Genomic DNA, 13,853 nt, shown 5'->3' on the forward strand with positions numbered 1-13,853 from the left:
CCAGGCGCCATGTGGCGGTTACGTTGTTCATGTGTTCCCGTCAGCCGTCAAAGACGTCATCGAGCAACTTGTAGGTCGTCCCGTCAAACCGCTGCAAGCGCAGCTGCCGGTATGGCAGGTAGGAGTCGGGCGAGGTGTTGACCGCAACGCCTGGCAGGGCCAGGGGCCCGACGAAGGATTTGATGCTGGCCGCCTTGCGGATCACGTTCTCGCGGGACAAATCGTCACCGCACGCCTTCAGCACATGCGCCATCAGCGCACTGTAGCCATAGCCACCCGATGCCGACGTATCGAGCCGATTCTCGCCGGGCAGATATTTCTGCATGAATGCGAAGTAGGCCTTCATGCCCGGGTCGCTGTCCCATTGCGGGTCGCCCGGAATTTTTCCCAGAGCGATGGTCGTGGCGCCGACGGCATTGTCGGCTCCGGCCGGCCGCAGCACCCCGGGAATCGAGCTGGCACCGGCCGGCACGTAGATCTGGGGCTTCCAGCCACTTCCGCTCGCTTTTCGGATGGCCATGCTCTGGTGCTTGCCCAGCGCGATGCTGAACAGCACGTCAGCGCCGCTGTTCTGGAGCTGGATCATCTGAGACTCCACCGTGGGGTCGGTGTTCTCGTAGCTCGCTTCGGCGATGATCATTGTCTTCGCCTTGTCGCCCAGCGCCGCCTTGAATCCTTCCAGGTAGTCCCGGCCGAAATCATCGTTCTGGACGAGAACAGCGATCTTCGCGTCAGGCCGCGTCTTGAGGATGTGCTGGGCGTAGACGCCGGCCTCCGTGCGGTAAGCCGCCATGCCCATCATGGTCCATGGATACTTCGCCGGATCATTCCATTTGTCGGCGCCGCTCAGGAGGAAGAGGTGCGGCACCTTCTTCTGATTCAGATAGCGGTGGATGGCGGTGTTGGTGGGCGTGCCCAGTGTGCTGAAGATCGCCAGCACCTCCTCCTTCTCCACGAGCCGGCGCGTCATCTCCACTGTCTTGGGTGGGCTGTAGCCGTCGTCAAGGCTGAGCAACGTCACCTTGCGGCCATTGATGCCGCCTTGCGTGTCGTTGAGCATGCGGAAATACGCCTGTTCCGCCTTGCCGACGAGGCCCAGAGCCGACAGCGGGCCGCTATAGGGCAACGACTGGCCAAGCCTGATCTCCGTGTCGCTGGCACCCGGCCCGTGCTTCTTCTGCGCTTGTGCCGGTCCCGCCAGAACCGGCGCCGCCAGCAGCGCCGCCGCAGCCATCCACACGCGCCTTGTCGTCCGTTCCATCATTTCCTCCAATCTTTCATATGCATTGCTGCCGGCGCGATCACGACGATACCGTGCGGTGCACGGATCAGCGCTTGGCCCGGCCGGTTGCCGGCATCGCTGCCGCCGATGGCCTGACGCGCGCACCGTCAAAGATCAGCCGCATCATGTTGTGATGAAGCACGTCGAAATCCGGGCCCTCGCGCATCAGGCCGGCCAGCTTCAGGACCACAAGGCCATGCACGCCGGCCCACATCGCCCAGCCGACGATCTGAGGATCGGCCACGATCAGGCCGGCGCGCGCGAGATCCTCGGCCTGGCGCGTGATGAACTGGCGGGCGCGCGCCGCCTCGCGACGCAGCTCGGGATGGTTCATCGCCTCCGGCACGTTGAGATCGAACATGATCCGATAGGCCGCCGGATTAGCCAGAGCGAACTCGATGTATGACCGCCCGACACGCCGCGAGCGCTCGGCCGGGTCCGTGCTGGACGCCGCGGCCGCTTCCAGCACGTCGGCGAAGCGGCCGTAGGCGGCGGCGCGCACCGTTGCGAGGATGTCGGCCTTATCCTTGAAGTAGCGGTAGGGCGTCTTCGGGCTGCAACCCAGGACATCGGCGAGCTGCCGCATCGTCACGCCATCGTAGCCATGCTTGGCGAAACGTTCCGTGGCGACCCGGCAGAGCTCGGCCCGGAAATCGGCAATGTCGTCGTCCGTCAGGATCTTGGGCACGAACCGATCCTAAATTTCACAGCGTGAATTTCAGCGTAGGTGCGGGAGCACGGCACGTCAACAGGGACGATTCAGGCGCCGCACGCCCCCTGAAGCAACACGACCGCGCTACATGGTATGATGCGCGTCACCCGCGACCAGGAGGTGCCCATGCGTGCGACCGCGACCATCATTCCCACCATGCGCTACCGCGATGCACCGGGCGCGATCGCGTGGTTGTGCGATGTGTTCGGCTTCGAAAAGCACCTCGTGGTGCCCGGCGAGGACGGCACCATCGCGCACGCCCAGCTCACGCGCGGCAACAGCATGATCATGCTGGGATCGATCAACGATTCACAGTTCGGGCAGCTGATGCGTCAGCCCGAGGAGATCGGCGGCGGCGCGACACAGAGCATCTATGTCGTCGTCCCTGATATCGATGCGCACCATGCCCATGCCAAGGCGGCGGGAGCGGAGATCGTCATCGATCTGGCGGCGCAGGATTATGGCGGCAAGCTCTACACCTGCCGCGACCCCGAAGGGCATGTCTGGAATTTCGGCAGCTACGATCCCTGGACGGAGCCTGCCGGGTAGCACCGCCTACCGCTGAGGGTCTGGCGATCGCATATCGCGCAACACCGCGCCAGCGCCCTGTCCGTCATCCCGAGCGCAGCGAGGGATCTCCCGCGAAGAGCGCACCGTGCGTCTTGCCGCAGGAGGTCCCTCGCTGCGCTCGGGATGACATCATATGCGATCGTCTCACCGTCGAACGGGCGATCACGATGCAGAGGTGGCGCCCCTTCAGGCAGTCTCCTCGAACAGCTCGCGGCCGATCAGCCAGCGGCGGATCTCGCTGGTGCCGGCGCCGATCTCGTAGAGCTTGGCGTCGCGCAGGAAACGGCCGGCCGGATAGTCGTTGATGTAGCCGTTGCCGCCCAGGATCTGGATGGCGTCGAGCGCCAGCATGGTCGCCTTCTCCGCGGCGTAGAGGATCGCGCCGGCGGCGTCCTTGCGCGTGGTCCGGCTGGCGTCGCAGGCCTTGTTCACCGAATAGACGTACGCCTTGCAGGCGTTCATGGTGGTGTACATGTCGGCCAGCTTGCCCTGGATCAGCTGGAACGTGCCGATCGGCTGGCCGAACTGCTTGCGCTCGTGCACGTAGGGCACCACCAGGTCCATGCAGGACTGCATGATGCCCAGCGGCCCCGCCGCCAGCACGGCGCGCTCATAGTCGAGGCCGCTCATCAGCACGTTGACGCCCTTGCCGATATCGCCCAGCACGTTCTCGGCCGGCACCTCGCAATCCTCGAACACCAGCTCGCCGGTCGAAGAGCCGCGCATGCCCAGCTTGTCGAGCTTCTGCGCCACCTTGAAGCCCTTCCAGCCGGTCTCGATGATGAACGCCGTGATGCCGCGCGGGCCGGCATTTGGGTCGGTCTTGGCATAGGCGACGATCACCTGCGCGTCGGGGCTGTTGGTGATCCACATCTTGGTGCCGTTGAGCACGTAGCGGTCGCCCTTCTTGTCGGCGCGCAGCTTCATCGACACCACGTCCGAGCCGGCGCCGGCCTCGCTCATGGCGAGGCTGCCGACATGCTCCCCTGAGATCAGCTTGGGCAGGTAGCGCTTCTTCTGCTCGTGGCTGGCATTGCGACGGATCTGGTTGACGCAGAGGTTGGAATGCGCGCCGTAGCTCAGGCCGACGGCGGCCGACGCACGGCTCAGCTCCTCCAGCGCCACCGCCTGCTCGAGATATCCCAGCCCGGCGCCGCCATACTCCTCCTCGACGGTGATGCCGAGCAGGCCGAGCTCGCCCATCCGCGGCCACAGCTCGCGCGGGAAGCGATCGGTCTTGTCGAGCTCGGCAGCGATCGGCGCGACCTCGTCGGCGGCGAAGCGCATCACCTGCTCGCGGACCGCATCGGCGGTCTCGCCGAGGCCGAAATCGAACGGCGGCAGCGAATTGGGGATCATGTCACAGGCTCCTGCATCTCACTCGCCAGGCGGCTTCACCTTGACGTGGATATTGATCAGCTTCCAGTCACCATCCGACTGGATGTAATCCAGGGTGAAGGTGACCCGGTTCGGCGACGTCTCGAAATAGCCGCGCACCAGCAGCGCGCCGCGGTCGTCGATGCGCGGATCCTCGCTCAGCACCGGCTTCAGCGCCGCGATGATGTCGAAATCGATGCCCTGCTGCGAGAAGCTCTGAAAGGCCTCCTTGAGCTTCTCGGGGCTGAACTGGTCGCGGAAGGGCTTGGCCAGCTTGGCGTGCATGACCGTGTAGTTGCCGGTGATGTTGGCATCGTTGAACGTCAGCAGCGACGACTTGACGAGCGCCTCCAGCATCACCGGATCCGGCGGCTTCTGCGCCGAGGCCGGCGGCATGGCCGCCGCCAGCAGCACGGCCGCGCCCAGGATCACCCCCAACCCGCGCCGCCTGACCGACTTGAAATCCCCGATGACGGACATCCCCGCTCCCACCGTTCTGATGCAGCGCGCAGGATAGCCGCCGGTGGGTCGATTGCGAAGGGTGTCACGACGTTTCAGGCCGCGGCCAGCGCCTCTTTCAGGGCACGATGGAAGTCATGCAGGCCGATCTCGTTGCGCCCGAAGACCACATGGTCCTGCGCGCCGCCGGAAAACCCCTTCTGGATGGTGCAGGCCATGGGGAAGTCCTCGTCGCGCACCGTGTCCTTCACGATCGTCCAGTTCTTCTCCCACTTCACGCGATCGGCCTCGCTCACGACCTTGGTGGGGCTGAGCAGCCACAGCCGCACCATGCACCGGTTGGGATCGCCGCCGTCGGGCGTTGCGGTCCAGAACTCGACATGATCGCGCTGCCAGATCACGACGGCGTTGGGGAACACCCGATTGATGACGAGCATATGGTCGCTGATGTCCCGCTGGTCGGGCGGCACGTCCTTCAGCGCCGGCATGAAGCTCTTGCGGGGCGCGATGAAGCGGCTATGGCAGCCGAGCTGTTCATGGATCGCGCCCCTGCCCTCGAGGTAGCGGCCGACCGTCTTCGTGTGCAGGTGGGGCACGTGGTAGAGCTCGAGGAAGGTATCCACCACCAGCTTCCAGTTCAGGTTCTCCGCGAAGTGCTCGAAGCGGAAGACGCCCGCCTCCGCGATCCGCATGGCGGCCAGCGCATCGCTCATGGGACCGAGAAAGCTGTCGAGGTCGAGCGGTTGTCCGGCGGTCGGGACCAGCCACACCAGCCCGTGCCGCTCCGCCACGGGCAGCGGCACCAGCCCACGCTCGGCGCGGTCCATGCCCGCGAAGGCCTCGACCATCGGCACATAGCGCAGCGCGCCATCGCCGCCATAGACCCAGCTGTGGAACTTGCAGGTGAAGGTGCGCGCCGTGCCGCACTCGGCATCGACCACGCGGCAGCCGCGGTGCCGGCAGACGTTGTGGAAGGCGCGCAGCGAGCCGTCGTCCTGGCGCACGATCACGGCCGAGATGCCGTCGATGTCCACGGTGCGGAACGCACCCGGTTCGGACAGCTCGTCCGACGTCGCCACGATCAGCGGCGTGCGGCGGAACAGCAGGTCCCGTTCGCGGCCGGCATGGCCGGGATCGACATAGTCGGCCACCGGCTGCACGTACTCCCGGTCGGCCATCTGGGTGGTATTGGCGGCCAGCAGGGCGAACATCTGATCACCCCAGCGGCGCTTGGTGGCAGCATCCATGGCGGCTTCTCCCGATGCAAGGCGGGCGGTTCTCGGCATCCCGCCATCTCGCCATACGCCCGAACGTTCCATTGGTGAAATTGATTGATTTGATCAGGCTGATAGATATCGTCTATTCATGAATCTGGCCTTCGTGCGCTACTTCCTCGCCGTCGCCGAAACCGGCCATTTCACGCGCGCCGCCCGGCGGCTGAACGTGACCCAGCCGACGCTGTCGGCGGGCATCGCGCGCCTCGAGGAGGAGCTGGGTGCGCGCCTGTTCGACCGCCGCCGCGGCGTGGTGCTGACCGAAGCCGGCAGCCGCCTCGTGCCGCAGGCACGGATCATCATCGACGCCTGGGCCGGGGCGCGCGCCGAGCTGCGCCAGGTCCCGGTGGCACGCCGGCCGCTGCGCCTGGGGCTGCTGCCCACCCTGCCGGACCGTATCGTGATGACGCTGACGGCGCGCCTCGCCGCCAGCGGCCGCACCCTCGACCTCGTCGAAGCCCCGGCTGAGACGCTGCAGACCCGCCTGCGGCGCGGCCAGCACGACGCCATCCTGACGGTCCTGCCCGACGAGGCAACGCTGCCGCGGCTGCGCGCGCTGCACCGCGAGGCCTATGTGGTGGCCGTGCCCTCCAGCCATGTGCTGGCCGGCTACAGCCGCGCCACCATCGCCGACCTGGCGACGACTCCGTTCGTCCTGCGCCAGCATTGCGAAGCCCATGCCGCGGCGCGCCGGGTGTTCGCGCACCATGGGGCACACCCACCGGTCGTCGCCCGCACCGCATCCGATGCCCGGGCGCTGGCGCTGGTCGCAGCCGGCACCGGCGCCTGCCTGATGCCCGAGAGCCTGACCGAGGCCACCACCGACGTGGTGGCGGTCGCCGAGGTGCGCCTCGAGCGGCGGCTGGGCCTGATGCTGCGCCCCGACCTCGATCCGGATGCCGCCGACCTGCTGCGCGAGAGCGTGCGCGGCCTGCCCTGGATGCCGCCGCGGCAGGCGACGCTGATCGCCCACTGAGCCAGGCGGCTCAGTCGGCGACGCTCAGGATCTGGTACAGCGTCTCGGTCTGCTGCCGGGGCCGGCGGGTGCCGGTGACCGGGTCAGGCACCAGCGTGGCGCGCCGGTCATCGTCATGCACCACCAGCAGGCGACGGTCCGGCAGGATCGCCAGGGCCTCCGGCTTGTGGGTGAACAGCAGCGGCCTGCCGTCGGCGCCGCGCACCACGACCGGCGGCAGGCCGCTTGCCAGCGCGGCAAGATCCAGCGTCCAGAGATAGCCGGCCACCCCATCTACCGCCTCGCCTTGCTCGACGCTCGTCAGCAGCCAGAGCCGCTCTCGCGCGGCGTCATAGGCCAGCTCGGACAGGCCGATGGGCGTCTTCGGCAGATCCGGCAGGCGCGCCGGATCGGCGCGCCAGACCATGCGCGGCGGACCCGCGAGCACAGGCACGCCATCCTCGAGGCGCCATGGCAGGGACAGCACGGTCAGCGTGAAGCTGAAATCCTGGTAGGTGCGTCCGGTCTCGCGCACGCCGACCAGCAGGCGATCCGGCAACGCAGCCAGGCCCTCGATCTTGAAATAGGCCGGGCCATCCGGCACCGACGCCGACGCCAGCGCGGCCCGCAGTTGCGCACGCAGCGCCAAGGAGCCCAGCACGCGGGCGGCTTGCGGCCGCCCTTCCGGCCATGTCAGCAGCACGTTGAAGCGGTCGGGATCCGGGCGGTCGAACGACGTCGTCGCGAAGACATGCCGGCCGTCGGACGTTGTCGTGATCGCCTCGAGCTTCTCCGCCGGCAGCGGCGGCAGGCCAGCCTGGAAGCGCGCGTCAACGCGCGGCGCGAAGGTGGTCGGCGCGATCGTGAGGACCGAGTCGCCGACCTTGCCGGAAACCGCCCGATCGTTGACCAGCAGCAGGCGGCCGGCCGCGAGCGTCGCCCCCGACAGCTCGCAGCGCTCGGTCGGCGCCGGGCACACGATGATGCCCTCGCCCACCACCCGCGCCACCGGCCCTGTGGGGAGCGGCTGGACGCAGCCGCCCATGAGGGCCGCGACCAGGCCGATCGCCGCCCGACGCCATGATGCCAGACCAGATGCCCCCATCCGCGCCCTCCCCCGCTGACTTGCCGGTATCCGATCCTAAAGCAGGAAGACAGCCGCCAACCCGAGAAAGGCGAGGAAGCCGACGACGTCGGTCACCGTGGTCAGGAAGACCGTGGATGAGACAGCGGGATCGACCCTGAGCCATTGCAGGCCCAACGGGATCAGGGTGCCGGCCAATGCCGCCGCCACAAGGTTGATCACCATCGCGGCGCCGATGGTGAGCGCGATGCGCGGATCGTGGAACCAGAGCCATGTGACGGCGCCGACGATCAGCGCGAACATGAAGCCGTTGGCGCCGCCGACGATGATTTCCTTGAGCACGAAGCGCAGCGCGTTGGCCGTGGTCAGCTCCCCCATGGCCAGCGCCCGCACCGCGACCGTCACTGTCTGGGTGCCGGCATTGCCGCCCATCGAGGCCACGATCGGCATCAGGACCGCCAGCGCGACGACCTTCTGTAGCTCGTCCTCGAACCGGCCGATGACGGAGGACGCCAGGAAGGCCGTGCCGAGGTTGACGAACAGCCACCCGAAGCGGGAGCGCGTCGTGCGCGCCGCCGGCTCATGGATATCGATGCCGCTGACGCCGCCCATGCGGGCGAGGTCGTCCTCGGCCTCCTCGTCGATGACATCGACCACGTCGTCGACCATGATCACACCCAGCAGGCGGCGCTCGTTGTCGACCACAGGGCAGGACACGAGGTTCTGGTCACGAAAGATGTGCGCGACCTGCTCCTGGTCGGCCGTGACCGGGATGCTGGGGATGTCGGGGTCCATGATATCGACCACCGGCACCGGTCGTTTCGTGCGCAGCATGCGGCCCAGCGCGACGCTGCCGCGCAGCCGTCGTTCGGCATCGATCACGAACAGGTCGTAGACGTCGTCGGGCAGGTCCGTGGCGTCACGGCAATGATCTATCACCTGGCCGACCGTCCAGGTGTCGGGCACCGCGACCAGCTCGCGCTGCATGAGGCGGCCGGCGCTATGCTCGGGATAGGCCAGCGTCTCCTCGATGACGGCGCGATCGGCGGCCGGCAGCTCCGACAGCACTTCCCGCCGCTCGATTTCCGGCAGGACGCTGATGATCTCGGCGGCGTCGTCGGTGTCCAGCTCCTGGGCCGCGGCCGCGATGTCCTTCGGCCCGAGGTTCTCCAGAACCTCCTCGCGAACCTCGTCGTCGAGCTCGATCAGGGTCTCGGGATCGAGGTGACCCTTGAGGATGCCCACGAGCTGGTTGCGCGAATCAGGGGCTACCTGCTCCAGCAGATGGGCCATGCCGGCAGGGCTGAGATCCGCCGTCACCGCCCGGATCTCATCGACACGACCATGCTCGAGATGCTCGAGGACCAGCGCGATCAGGCTGGGCGTCACCTCGTCCAGGGCCGACCCGGATTCGATGCTGTCACGTGCGGCGTCGGTCATGGCGGGCTACGTTCCGATCCTTGCCGCCGTGACCTTACGGCCCGCGGCGGGTTTGGTCCTGTGCGTCGACAGCCGCCAGGGCAGCCATGTTCACAATGCCGCGTGCCGTCACCGACGGCGTGAGGATGTGCGCCGGACGGGTCGTGCCCAGCAGCATCGGCCCGACATGCAACCCGTCGGCCGCCACCTTCAGCAGATTGAAGGCGATGTTGGCGGCGTCCAGCGAGGGGCACACGAGCAGGTTGGCGGCCCCCTTCAGCCGCGAGCGCGGGAAGATGGCAAGCCGTATGCCCTCGTCCAGCGCCGCGTCGCCCTGCATCTCGCCTTCGACCTCGAGGTCGGGGGCGCGCTCGTTCACCAGCGCCAGGGCCGCGCGCATCTTCACCGCCGAGGCGGAATCGGAGCTGCCGAAGCTGGAGTGCGACAGCAGCGCGATCTTGGGCTCGATGCCGAAGCGGCGCACCTCGTCGGCCGCCAGCAGCGTGGTGTCGGCGATCTCCTCCGGATCGGGATCCTCATTGACGAACGTGTCGCAGATGAACAGCGAGCGCGTCGGCATCACCAGCAGGCTGAGCGCGGCCATGCGCTCGACGCCCGGCCGCAGGCCGACGACATCTTGCACATGATTGAAATGCGTGCGGAAGCGGCCGAAGGCGCCGGCGATCATGGCATCGGCATCGCCGCGGCGCACAGCCAGGGCGCCGATCAAGGTGGGGCTGGAGCGCACCAGGTTGCGCGCCGTCGGCTCGGTGACACCGCGCCGCTCCATCAGCTGGTGATACAGGCCCCAATAGGCGTCGAAACGCGGATCGCTCGAGGGGTCGACCAGGTCGACGTCAACGCCGGGCCGGAAGCGCAGGCCCAGCCGTGCCATGCGGCGGCGGATGATGTCGGGCCGGCCGATCAGGATCGGCTGGCAGAGCTTCTCGTCGAGCAGGACCTGGGTGGCGCGCAGCACACGGTCGTCCTCGCCGGCGCTGAAGATCACGCGCTTGGTGTCGCGTCGTGCCTGGTCGAACACCGGCCGCATGACCAGGCCCGAGCGGAAGACGAACTGGCCGAGCTGGTCGCGATAGGCCGTGAAGTCGGCGATCGGCCGGGTGGCCACGCCGCTGTCCATCGCCGCCTTGGCGACAGCCGGCGCCAGCTCGACGATGAGGCGCGGATCGAACGGCCGCGGGATGATCTGCTCGGCGCCGAACTCGTCGGCATGCTGGCCAAAGGCCTTGGACACGACCTCCGATGTCTCCTGGCGCGCCAGGCGGGCCAGCGCGCGCACGCAGGCGATCTTCATCTCGTCGTTCACGATCGTGGCGCCGACGTCGAGCGCGCCGCGGAAGATGAACGGGAAGCACAGCACGTTGTTGACCTGGTTGGGGTAGTCGCTGCGCCCGGTGGCGACGATGGCGTCGTCACGCACCGCCTTGACATCCTCGGGCAGGATTTCCGGCGTCGGGTTGGCCAGCGCCATGATCAGCGGCTTGGGCGCCATGCGCGCCACCATGTCGCGCTTGAGCACGCCGCCGGCCGACAGGCCCAGGAAGATGTCGGCGCCGTCGATGATCTCGCCCAGCGTCCGCTTGTCGGTGTCGCGCGCGTAGCGTTCCTTCCAGGGATCCATCAAGGTGTTGCGTCCCTTGAAGACGACACCCTCGATGTCGCTGACCCAGATGTGGTCCTGCTTCACGCCCAGCTTCACCAGGACGTCGAGGCAGGACAACGCCGCTGCGCCGGCGCCGGAGCACACCAGCTTCACCTGGCCGATATCCTTGCCCACCAGCTCCAGGGCGTTGAGCGCCGCGGCGCCGACGATGATCGCCGTGCCATGCTGGTCGTCGTGGAACACCGGGATATTCATGCGCTCGCGCAGCGCGCGCTCGACGGCGAAGCACTCCGGCGCCTTGATGTCTTCGAGGTTGATGCCGCCGAAGGTGGGCTCCAGGGCGGCCACGATCTCGATCAGCTTGTCGGGATCGGTCTGGGCGATCTCGATATCGAAGACGTCGATGCCGGCGAACTTCTTGAAGAGGACGCCCTTGCCTTCCATCACCGGCTTGGCGGCCAGCGGCCCGATCGCCCCCAGCCCCAGCACGGCGGTGCCGTTGGTGACCACGGCCACCAGGTTGGCGCGCGCGGTCATCTCGGCGGCAGCGGCGGGATCGGCCACGATCGCGTTGCAGGCCGCGGCCACGCCCGGCGAATAGGCCAGCGACAGGTCCCGCTGGGTGGCCAGCGGCTTGGTCGGAACGACCTCGATCTTGCCCGCCCGTGGCTGGCGGTGATAGCGCAGCGCGCTGTCGGCGAGATCGTCGGTCATCGTCATTTCCCCTGCCGGTGGGAACGAAAGGGCCGCCCACCGGGGCGGCCCTGTCGCTGATCCCGTGCCGGCGTCAACCGGATTGGTGCGGCCGAGAAGACTCGAACATCCGTGATGTTGCTAGCACTTCAATATATTGATCCACAACACCTTTGGTTATCCGGAATACCGGACCTGCCCGGACGCGCCTGCTTTGCGCCCGTCGGGGCTAATGCGGCCATCAGCCGCCGGGGATTGCTGCGGCACGCAGCTCAGAAGGCGTCACGCCGTAGCGACGGCGAAATGCACGATTGAAATAGGACAGATCCCCGAACCCGACATCGAGCGCGATGGCGCTGATCTTCAGGTGGCCTTGGCGCGGGTCCGTCAGCAGGCGGTGCGCGCGCAGAAGACGTTGCGCAAGAACATACTCGGTAAAGGTTGTGCCCTCGCGTTCGAACAGCCGCTGCACCCACCGCGGCTTGACCCGATGCTGCGCGGCGATCGTTGCCACCGACAGGTCGGGCCGGTCGAGGCTGCTTGCGATGTCCTGCTTGATCGCGCCCAGCCGCGCTGCCCGCCCGCCTCGGCCCTGCGCGAGCTCGGCGGCGTCCCGCGCCGCCCCGATGGTGAGCGCAACAAGGTCGTGAATATGCGTGACAGCCTGCCTTCGCAACTCGGGGACCGCAAAGGTTCCCGCCGCCTCGAGGATGTCCAGATAGCCATCCAGCAGCCGCAGCGCTGAATTGTTCGCCGCGATCGTCCGGCCGTACGCGGCATCGAGGTCGGCAACAAACGGCGAGATCATGCGCACCGGCACGCGCAGGAGGCTTACGGATTTCTGGTCAGGTCCGCCGAAGAAAGCCGGCTCGGCCCCGGTCAGGACGACCAATTCGCCGGGCCCCATGCTGAGCGTGCGGCCGAGGTGTTGAACCTCGTAGCTGGAAGTGAACCCGGAAATCACGATGACATCGTCGTGCTCGATGAGCTCACGGGACCGACGGTAGATCGCGGCCGAACGAGAGGCCCGGTACAGAGACAGGCCGGGCATCTGGCGCAGCGTGATGGCCGTATGAAAGGATTCTCCCGCCAGCGGCTCGACGTGCACCTTCTGCAGATTTCGGCCGAGTATCTCATGCACGGCCTCAAGGCGCGCGTGCGGTTCATAGTCCTCGGTCGAGAAGCGAACGACGGCGCAATCGCCGGTATCGGGGGCAGGCGCGATGGTGCTCGAAGCGCTCATGTCAAGCTCACCTCGATAATGGTCGGTCGGTACCTTCCGCCGCGTTCACCTGAGCCGCTCGCTGTCCGGGCGAGTCAACTTTGCACCAGGATGATTGCCAGCAGGCGCAAAGAACCGTTGGTCGAGCCCTCTTGGAGGGCTGCCACCACATCATGTGAACGCTAACGCAACCGGCAGGGCCCTATTCCGCATCAACGAAGGCTTCGGTCAGCTGGTCGCTCCAGTCCCACTGAATTGTCGTGCCAGTCCAAGAGCCGACAACTCGAGACCGCTAAAGAGACAGATATATAAGTGATTAATTACCCATTTTCTGAACTTTGACAACCAGGAGAATTCGATGAGCGATCTGTTGACCCGTAAGGCGGCGACCACGGCTGGCCAACCATCTCTTTCCTGCAATACCAAGGCCGCCGCAGTTGCCATTCTCAAGAACAGCCCAACACTGGATGCCAGGACCAAGATGATGCTGACGCCTTACTTGGTGGACGGCATCATCAGCGCAGAGGCAAAGCGAATTGGAAAATGGGAGCGGCGGGGCGAAACGTACCTCTGGATGGAATGGGATTGGCTACGCCAAATTGCAGGAGGGGTGGGTCCAGGTCAGCTCTATCCGGCGGCCTACAATGAGGTGATGCAGAGGCTGAACCCCGAACTGAAGCAATATCTGGTGCATATGGGTGTAAACTGTGGTGCCGGCCAGCATCGGGGATGTGGCGAGTTTCCCCTGACCCTCAAGGGCTATCCCCTGGATGTCATGGATCCGGTCACGGCTGATTTCTTCATTGCCGCGACTCTTGCCCTTAAGATCAAGGAGTCGCTGAAGCCGGGCCGCAACGCGGACGACCAGCTGCAATTCGGCATCGGCCGCTACTTCGGCGCCTTCAGCTCGCTCCAAGCCGCGCAAACCGCCATCTGCCCGCAGAACCCCTCAAGCGTCGTCCACTATCCGCCCGTCAGGGACTGGCTGCTACGTTCCAGCAGTCCAAGGGACAGGGACGTGGCAGCTTATATCCAGGAGGTGTTCGGCCGCCGCTGATCTGGCGAACACAACCTTGGCCATCGTCTCGGCTACCGCGTCATCCGATGGGTTCCAGTCTGGGCAAAGCACCCACCGACACATGGAAAGGGCGCTCCTCAGAGCGCCCTCTCCATACCCTGGAT

General features: G+C 66.6%; 12 protein-coding genes. 3 read left to right on the forward strand and 9 right to left on the reverse strand.

The window, feature by feature from the left end; all coding sequences use genetic code 11:
• Window positions 1-40: 40 nt before the first annotated feature.
• Both FHP25_RS16020 and FHP25_RS16025 read right to left on the reverse strand, forming a co-directional pair.
• On the reverse strand, window positions 41-1,261 hold the full coding sequence (locus FHP25_RS16020) for an ABC transporter substrate-binding protein (RefSeq protein WP_147847957.1): 1,221 nt from the start codon (window positions 1,259-1,261) through the stop codon (window positions 41-43).
• A gap of 67 nt (window positions 1,262-1,328) precedes the next feature.
• A complete protein-coding gene (locus FHP25_RS16025) occupies window positions 1,329-1,970 on the reverse strand; it encodes a TetR/AcrR family transcriptional regulator (RefSeq protein ID WP_147847958.1) in 642 nt (213 codons plus the stop codon).
• 150 nt (window positions 1,971-2,120) lie between these two features.
• Between FHP25_RS16025 and FHP25_RS16030 the strand changes: the two genes are divergently transcribed.
• Window positions 2,121-2,543 (forward strand): VOC family protein, encoded by a 423-nt coding sequence (locus FHP25_RS16030; protein ID WP_231712344.1) that lies wholly within the window; start codon window positions 2,121-2,123, stop codon window positions 2,541-2,543.
• A gap of 207 nt (window positions 2,544-2,750) precedes the next feature.
• Here FHP25_RS16030 and FHP25_RS16035 read toward each other — a convergent pair whose 3' ends face one another.
• The 3 genes from FHP25_RS16035 to FHP25_RS16045 form a co-directional block, all read right to left on the reverse strand.
• On the reverse strand, window positions 2,751-3,923 hold the full coding sequence (locus tag FHP25_RS16035) for an isovaleryl-CoA dehydrogenase (protein ID WP_147847960.1): 1,173 nt from the start codon (window positions 3,921-3,923) through the stop codon (window positions 2,751-2,753).
• An 18-nt stretch (window positions 3,924-3,941) separates the two neighbouring features.
• A complete protein-coding gene (locus tag FHP25_RS16040; RefSeq protein ID WP_147847961.1) occupies window positions 3,942-4,421 on the reverse strand; it encodes a hypothetical protein in 480 nt (159 codons plus the stop codon).
• Window positions 4,422-4,495: 74 nt separating this feature from the next.
• Window positions 4,496-5,647 carry an aromatic ring-hydroxylating oxygenase subunit alpha gene (locus FHP25_RS16045; protein WP_178133563.1) on the reverse strand — a complete coding sequence of 384 codons (1,152 nt, stop codon included), beginning with the start codon at window positions 5,645-5,647 and terminating at the stop codon, window positions 4,496-4,498.
• Window positions 5,648-5,765: 118 nt separating this feature from the next.
• Between FHP25_RS16045 and FHP25_RS16050 the strand changes: the two genes are divergently transcribed.
• Window positions 5,766-6,650, forward strand: a complete 885-nt coding sequence (locus FHP25_RS16050; protein ID WP_147847963.1) for a LysR family transcriptional regulator — start codon at window positions 5,766-5,768, stop codon at window positions 6,648-6,650.
• A gap of 10 nt (window positions 6,651-6,660) precedes the next feature.
• Here the strand turns inward: FHP25_RS16050 and FHP25_RS16055 are convergent, their stop codons facing one another.
• The 4 genes from FHP25_RS16055 to FHP25_RS16070 form a co-directional block, all read right to left on the reverse strand.
• On the reverse strand, window positions 6,661-7,734 hold the full coding sequence (locus FHP25_RS16055) for a hypothetical protein (RefSeq protein WP_147847964.1): 1,074 nt from the start codon (window positions 7,732-7,734) through the stop codon (window positions 6,661-6,663).
• A 36-nt stretch (window positions 7,735-7,770) separates the two neighbouring features.
• A complete protein-coding gene (gene mgtE, locus FHP25_RS16060) occupies window positions 7,771-9,153 on the reverse strand; it encodes a magnesium transporter (RefSeq protein WP_147847965.1) in 1,383 nt (460 codons plus the stop codon).
• Window positions 9,154-9,187: 34 nt separating this feature from the next.
• A complete protein-coding gene (locus tag FHP25_RS16065) occupies window positions 9,188-11,476 on the reverse strand; it encodes an NADP-dependent malic enzyme (protein ID WP_269434395.1) in 2,289 nt (762 codons plus the stop codon).
• Between the two features lie 214 nt (window positions 11,477-11,690).
• Window positions 11,691-12,692, reverse strand: coding sequence for a helix-turn-helix transcriptional regulator (locus FHP25_RS16070; protein ID WP_147847967.1), 1,002 nt, complete (start codon window positions 12,690-12,692; stop codon window positions 11,691-11,693).
• Window positions 12,693-13,029: 337 nt separating this feature from the next.
• Between FHP25_RS16070 and FHP25_RS16075 the strand changes: the two genes are divergently transcribed.
• Window positions 13,030-13,728 (forward strand): hypothetical protein, encoded by a 699-nt coding sequence (locus tag FHP25_RS16075; protein WP_147847968.1) that lies wholly within the window; start codon window positions 13,030-13,032, stop codon window positions 13,726-13,728.
• Window positions 13,729-13,853 lie beyond the last annotated feature (125 nt).

It is taken from the genome of Vineibacter terrae (genome assembly GCF_008039615.1).
GTDB classification, from domain to species: Bacteria; Pseudomonadota; Alphaproteobacteria; order Reyranellales; family Reyranellaceae; genus Vineibacter; species Vineibacter terrae.

What these genes read in the sequence shown, in the direction of transcription:
- FHP25_RS16020 (WP_147847957.1), bottom strand. Translation starts at nt 1,261, where the DNA reads ATGGAACGGACGACAAGGCGCGTGTGGATGGCTGCGGCGGCGCTGCTG.
- FHP25_RS16030 (WP_231712344.1), top strand. Translation starts at nt 2,121, where the DNA reads ATGCGTGCGACCGCGACCATCATTCCCACCATGCGCTACCGCGATGCA.
- FHP25_RS16035 (WP_147847960.1), bottom strand. Translation starts at nt 3,923, where the DNA reads ATGATCCCCAATTCGCTGCCGCCGTTCGATTTCGGCCTCGGCGAGACC.
- FHP25_RS16040 (WP_147847961.1), bottom strand. Translation starts at nt 4,421, where the DNA reads ATGTCCGTCATCGGGGATTTCAAGTCGGTCAGGCGGCGCGGGTTGGGG.
- FHP25_RS16045 (WP_178133563.1), bottom strand. Translation starts at nt 5,647, where the DNA reads ATGGATGCTGCCACCAAGCGCCGCTGGGGTGATCAGATGTTCGCCCTG.
- FHP25_RS16050 (WP_147847963.1), top strand. Translation starts at nt 5,766, where the DNA reads ATGAATCTGGCCTTCGTGCGCTACTTCCTCGCCGTCGCCGAAACCGGC.
- FHP25_RS16055 (WP_147847964.1), bottom strand. Translation starts at nt 7,734, where the DNA reads ATGGGGGCATCTGGTCTGGCATCATGGCGTCGGGCGGCGATCGGCCTG.
- mgtE (WP_147847965.1), bottom strand. Translation starts at nt 9,153, where the DNA reads ATGACCGACGCCGCACGTGACAGCATCGAATCCGGGTCGGCCCTGGAC.
- FHP25_RS16065 (WP_269434395.1), bottom strand. Translation starts at nt 11,476, where the DNA reads ATGACGATGACCGACGATCTCGCCGACAGCGCGCTGCGCTATCACCGC.
- FHP25_RS16070 (WP_147847967.1), bottom strand. Translation starts at nt 12,692, where the DNA reads ATGAGCGCTTCGAGCACCATCGCGCCTGCCCCCGATACCGGCGATTGC.
- FHP25_RS16075 (WP_147847968.1), top strand. Translation starts at nt 13,030, where the DNA reads ATGAGCGATCTGTTGACCCGTAAGGCGGCGACCACGGCTGGCCAACCA.